At 46.6% G+C, this 2,919-nt stretch carries 3 protein-coding genes; all 3 read right to left on the minus strand.

All coding sequences use genetic code 11. The annotated features are described in order from the left end of the window. Positions 1-752: sulfite exporter TauE/SafE family protein (locus WBV75_RS12610; RefSeq protein WP_424120943.1), on the minus strand; the 752-nt coding region annotated here is incomplete at its 3' end. Positions 753-773: 21 nt separating this feature from the next. Beyond that, a complete protein-coding gene (locus WBV75_RS12615) occupies positions 774-1,631 on the minus strand; it encodes an N-acetylmuramoyl-L-alanine amidase-like domain-containing protein (RefSeq protein WP_424120944.1) in 858 nt (285 codons plus the stop codon). Positions 1,632-1,667: 36 nt separating this feature from the next. Further along, a complete protein-coding gene (locus tag WBV75_RS12620; protein WP_424120945.1) occupies positions 1,668-2,750 on the minus strand; it encodes a mechanosensitive ion channel family protein in 1,083 nt (360 codons plus the stop codon). Positions 2,751-2,919: the final 169 nt, after the last annotated feature.

Here is a 2,919-nt window from a genome sequence, read left to right on the forward strand (position 1 = left end):
GTGTATATTAACATTCCGCCGGAGAGAACCATAAAGAGCAGTAGTAAAATTCGAAAGCCACTGATGGTTAGGCGACTCAGGATTTGTTTGCCGATAATATTTCCCAGGATGGCTCCTGTGCCCAAAGCGATTCCATAACCCCAGTAAACGCCTTCCAAAAGCCCAAAAAAGCTATACCCGCTAAGTTGTACAAGCCCCATAAAAAAGGAGTTTGCGGTTTTGGTACCTATGAGTTCCTCTTTTTCCAACCCGGCATTCAGGTAAAACGGGTTGAGCACAGGACCCATAGCCCCGACCAATGTTCCCAAAAACGAAATCATAAAACCCAACGGGGCAAATCCGGCTTCGGGCATGTAAAAGGAGCGAGCGCGCTTGCCTATTCTATATTGAAACAGCGTGCTTACCAAAAATCCTCCGATCAGTAATTGAAGGAATTCAATCTTTAATTGGCCAAACATCCAGGCCCCTGCCCAGGCTCCGAAAAAGGCGGGTACCACATAAAACGCACATATACGCCAATGAATATGTTTCCAGTATAATAACAGTCGGGAAGGACGCCCGATGAGGTTCCCCAAATTAAGAACAGGAGCCGTGTATTGAGACCCAAGCATACTATTGACCATTGGAAGTAAAACGAGGGCACCCCCACCTCCTGCAAGAGTAGAGAATATAAACCCCACAACCCCGAGCAAAAATAGCACGAACAGAATCCAGGGGTCTGTACCGGTGAAAAAGGATATAATCCATTCCATATCCAATCGCTTCAGAGTCTTTTAGTCTTTGGGTTGCATGGGACGAACGACTATAATTCCCGTATTTCCCTTCATCCCCTGAAGGTATTCCGCAAGGGGGGCTTTAGATATCTCAACACTTCCCCGGGTGGATGCGTGAAGCAGATGAAGACGTCCATTTTTCTTTCTGTATGCGAATCCCGTATGGGTAACATCAAGGCCCTCAATCGACGTGGCAAGAGCAATTATATCTCCATTCTCAATCTGGTTTTCCACTTTGGAAACATCTTCCTTCGGCAGAATATAAGTAACCCGGTCTGAAAGTTCTTCTTCCACTTTTTGAACGGCTTTCAAGTACGCTTCCGAAGAGAGGGCAGGATACAAGTCCGGATGTGTCCCCATAAAATCTATGCGTTTCTCAAGAGGCAGTCCCCCAAGGCTTTGAGTAATATCTTCAACCAGCCCTTTTTTGGCATTGTCCCGGATCCAATCTGTAAAATAGTGCAGGCGGGAGGGATATCCATCCCGGATTCCATCCCGATACCTCAACCGCTCAAGTTGCCGGAGATAGGTGTCCCATTCCTTTTGCCCGTCTTGCCGCATTCCGCTCACCACCAGGACGTTTTCAACGAATGTTGTGCAATCCAGGCCCCGGAGGTTTACAATGAGGATTTCAGGGGTATGGGCCTCCAGGGTGCCTGCCACGTAGGGTGTATTGAGCAATTTATGACCTGTGGCTACAATCAATTCTCCTATCTGTCCTGATTCCACGTCCGCTCCGGTTTGAATCAGGCGGTTAAAAATGACCTGGTCTTCCGGTAAAAAAAGGACACGCTCCGACTGGGCCTGGACATATCCAAAGCCCAAAAAGCATAAAAAAAGGGCACAGATCCTTAGCATACGCAATAGATTCTTAGAAGCATTTTAGTTCCTTTGTTAAGTGCGGTCGTGATTTGTTTTAAAATCTACGTCTGTTTCCCGAAGCAAAAGCCTTGAATGTGCAATACTTTCCGGGTAGTTCTCCTGTAGAAATTCTATGAGTTTTTCTCGAACCAGGACCCTCAGGTTCCAGGCCTTGCCCGAATCATCCGCACTTACCGTGGCCCGAATTTCAACATGTCCGGCCCTGGAATCCGTCACCTGAATATTGGCTACTTCCCCATTCCAGTCATCGGAAGCCTTAACGATCCTTTCTAAGGCCTCTCGCACGGCCTTAAAAGGCACATTATAATCTGTGTAAAGAAATACGGTGCCCAGAAGATCTGCACTTGTACGGGTCCAGTTTTGAAAGGGATTTTCTATAAAATAAGTTGTGGGAAGCACCAGGCACCGCTTATCCCAGATCCTTACAATAACATAGGTAAGGGTGATTTCTTCAATCCGGCCCCATTCACCCTCAACGATAACTACATCATCCAGGCGGATAGGTTGGGTCAGGGCAATTTGGATTCCCGCAATTATTGTAGCTATGAGTTTCTGGGCCGAGAATCCAATAATGATCCCTGCAACCCCGGCAGATGCAAAAAGACTGACCCCAATCTCGCGAATACCCTCAAAACTCATGAGTGCAGCCCCTATCCCCAGGAGCACTACAAGGAAAATTGAAATGCGCTCCAGGATGGTGAACTGGGTGTAAAATTTTCGGGCCTTCAGGTTATCTGATACGTCCTTGTCATATCGAACCAGAAGGAGTCGCTTTACCACATTAAGCAGTGTAATAATCAGCCAGGTAAACCCAAAAATGAATATAAGCGTACTCGCTTGCTTAAAGGCTTCCAGGTAATCTTCAAGGCCCAGGAGCGTCCGTAGTGCCGGTACGCGGATCAGCAGTGATAACAAAATAAAAATCAGGGGCCACGCTACTCTTTTAACTGTTTCTGAGGGCAGGAGATACCGGGGGTTTTTTCCAAAATAACGAAGTGCCGCTCCAATGCCCAGATAAGCCCCTATCAATAGTAAGAGGGTAAGGCTGAGTAAAATGAGCGACCGGTGTTCTGAATTTGGAATCAATGAATCCATGCAACAGGTTTTACGGCTGAAATTAAGGAAATTATTGCGCATCTGCATTGCGGACAAAAAACCCGGAGGTATCAGGAAATCTTATTACCCTATAATGTAAAGACCTTCTGTATGGATGGGATTGTTTCCACTGAAACCGTATTTTTGTAGGGCTTCATTCAACCCAACT

The sequence above is a fragment of the Robiginitalea sp. genome (assembly GCF_049588695.1).
In the GTDB taxonomy this organism is placed as follows: domain Bacteria; phylum Bacteroidota; class Bacteroidia; order Flavobacteriales; family Flavobacteriaceae; genus Robiginitalea.

What these genes read in the sequence shown, in the direction of transcription:
- WBV75_RS12615 (WP_424120944.1), bottom strand. Translation starts at nt 1,631, where the DNA reads ATGCTAAGGATCTGTGCCCTTTTTTTATGCTTTTTGGGCTTTGGATAT.
- WBV75_RS12620 (WP_424120945.1), bottom strand. Translation starts at nt 2,750, where the DNA reads ATGGATTCATTGATTCCAAATTCAGAACACCGGTCGCTCATTTTACTC.